Raw genomic sequence first — 2,635 nt, 5'->3', positions numbered from 1 at the left:
GGCCGCCCCCTTACCGGGCGGGCAGCCGCCGCCCCCCGACGGGCCGCGCGGACGCGGCCAGACCACGCCTGACCCTGAACTGACTCGCGCCCGGCGACGCCGCTTTGCGCACAGCCGGGTTGTGCCGGTGACCCATTCGAGGGGCGTTTGGCAGCGGCAATTTCCCTATCGCCGGCCGGACTGGCGCGCCGGGCTAGCGTGGCCGCACCGCCCGGTACTTCACGAACCGCGGAACGGCCGTGGCGGTTTCCAGCGAGCGAACAGAGGAAGAGCCCGATATGTCCAATCACTTCACCGGCCTCAGCCTGGGGCCGCCGCTCGGTGACCAGCGCCTCGACCTGTGCGACCTCTACGCCTTCGCAGCCCCCGGCGACCCGAGCAGGACCGTTCTCATCCTCAACGCCAATCCCAACGCTGACGCCCTGCACCCCGACGCCGTATACCGACTGAACATCGACAACGACGGCGACTACCTGACAGACATCGCCTTCAGCTGGGTCTTCAGCCCGCCGGCGGCCGACGGCACCCAGACCTACAGCGTCCTCATGGCAACCGGTACCGAATCCCGCAGCTCGGAGGCGGTCGGCACCAAGATCGTGTCGGACGCCGCCGTCTCCTTCGGCCCTCAGGCCGAGGTGGTCAGGAGCGGGGACTACGAGGTGGCCGCTGGCAGCCGCAGCGACGCCTTCTTCTTCGACTTCGACGGCATCAAGAACCTGTTCGACACCAGCGGCAACCGGAATTTCACCGCGCCGCATCTGGACGGGCGGTCCCCGTGGACCGGCGTCGACTCCAACACCACGGCCAACGTGTTCTCCATGGCCATCGAACTGCCGACAGTGGAGCTGGCACCCAAGCCTGAGTTGCACATCTGGGGTCGGTGCAGCGTCCGGCGCGACGGCGAACTCATCCACGCGGACCGGGCCGGACACCCGTCGGTGAGCAGCTTCTTCAACACCGACGAGACGAAGGAGGAGTACAACGCCAGCGAGCCGGTCAACGACCGGACCAGGTGGACGGACCAGTTCGTCCACCTGCTGGGCCACACGGGCGGCTACACGCCCGAGGAGGCGATCGCCGCGCTCGACGAGCACCGCATCCTGCCGGACGTGCTGCACTTCGACCCCGCCAAGCCCGCCGCGTACCCCAACGGCCGGACGTTCACGGAGGACGTCATCGACATCCGCGTCGCGTTCCTCACCAAGAACGAGGCGCCGCCCACCGGTCTGACGCCGCACACCGACACCCTGGACCGCTTCCCCTACCTCGGCAACCCTCACCCGGCGACCACCTCATAAGGGCCCTGGCGGAACACACCCGGGGGCTCCGGTGCCGTACCCCACGGCGCGGTGCCGTACCCATGGGGGGCGCTAGTTCCCGCCGGTCAGCACGCCCGCCGTGAACTCCGCCCCCATTTCCCGCAATCGCCCGCGCAACTCGCCGAAGACCTTCGCGCTGCGGCCCCCCGGCCAGTCCTCCGGCAGGAGGGCCGCCGGGAGGCCCGGGTCCGCGTACGGGATGTGGCGCCAGGAGTCCAGCATCAGGAGGTGGTCGCGGTAGGCCTCGGCCGGGTCCGTGCGGGACGCCGCCCGCCGCCTCGACCACCGCCGCAGCATCGGCTCGTGCGTCTCCAGGAACTCCCGGTGCAGCTTCGCGATCCCGTCCAGGTCCCACCACCGCGCGACCGACCGTCCCGTCGCCTCGAACCCGGCGTGCGTACCCGTGAACAGGTCCACGTAGTCGGCGAGTTCGAGCCGCTCCAGAGTGTGCCGCGACTCCTCCAGCAGATGCGCGGGCGCGATCCACACCCCGGGCGCGGCCGTGCCGAAACCGAGCCGCGCCAGCCGCGAGCGCAGCAGATGGCGCTTGTGCCGCTCCTGCTCCGGCACGGAGAACACGGCCAGCACCCACCCGTCGTCCAGCCGCACGGCCGGCGGGTCGTAGATGCGCCGGTCCCCGTCGTCGAGCAACTGCCGCGCGGCGTCGGAGAGTGCGTACCCGGCAGCGCCGCTCGCGGTGCGCGCGGAGGCCAGCAGCCCACGGCGCTTGAGCCGCGAGACGGCGGAGCGCACGGACGGCGGGTCCACGTCCACGGCCCCCAGCAGCCGGATCAGCGCCGCAATCGGCACCGCGGCCGACTCACCACCGGGCCCGACACCGAGCGCACGGCCAGGCGGACCGCCTGATCCGCCCGGCTCACCCGATCCGCCCGGCTCACCACCGCGCCCGGACCCCACGCCTCCACCACCCCTCGGCGCGCCCCCGCGCCCGTAGGCGCCGTAGAACGTGACGATCAGGGATCGCGGAGTGTGCTGCTCTGCCACATGATCACTGTAGATCGCGGAGCACTTCCGTTGCCCCTTCAACATCCAAGTCAGCGGATTTTTTTGAACATTGCTCATGTCTTTCCGGAAGGGAAGGGCCCGCCACCCTCCAACTCCCGCAGCCGGAACCGCTGCACCTTCCCCGTAGGCGTCCGCGGCAGCCCGTCCACGAAGACGATCTCGCGCGGGCATTTGTACGGCGCGATCTCCCCCTTCACGAACTCCCGCAGCGCCGCCGCCTCCTGCGCGTTCCGGCGCACGCCCGCGCGCAGCACCGCGTACGCCACCACGACCTCGCCCCGGCGCTCGTC

General features: G+C 70.8%; 3 protein-coding genes. 1 reads left to right on the top strand and 2 read right to left on the bottom strand.

What is annotated here, in order from left to right:
• Positions 1 to 278 precede the first annotated feature (278 nt).
• On the top strand, positions 279 to 1,298 hold the full coding sequence (locus AOK16_RS23295) for a DUF4331 family protein (protein WP_055474109.1): 1,020 nt from the start codon (positions 279 to 281) through the stop codon (positions 1,296 to 1,298).
• Positions 1,299 to 1,370: 72 nt separating this feature from the next.
• Here the strand turns inward: AOK16_RS23295 and AOK16_RS23290 are convergent, their stop codons facing one another.
• Together AOK16_RS23290 and AOK16_RS28770 are read right to left on the bottom strand one after the other, a co-directional pair.
• A complete protein-coding gene (locus AOK16_RS23290; protein ID WP_055474108.1) occupies positions 1,371 to 2,369 on the bottom strand; it encodes a PaaX family transcriptional regulator in 999 nt (332 codons plus the stop codon).
• A 29-nt stretch (positions 2,370 to 2,398) separates the two neighbouring features.
• Positions 2,399 to 2,635, bottom strand: a 237-nt coding sequence (locus AOK16_RS28770) for an AMP-binding enzyme (protein WP_420865397.1), incomplete at its 5' end; no start/stop codon positions are given.

The sequence above is a fragment of the Streptomyces pathocidini genome, from assembly GCF_001418495.1.
GTDB classification, from domain to species: domain Bacteria; phylum Actinomycetota; class Actinomycetes; order Streptomycetales; family Streptomycetaceae; genus Streptomyces; species Streptomyces pathocidini.
This window is presented reverse-complemented; position numbering and strand designations above follow the sequence as displayed.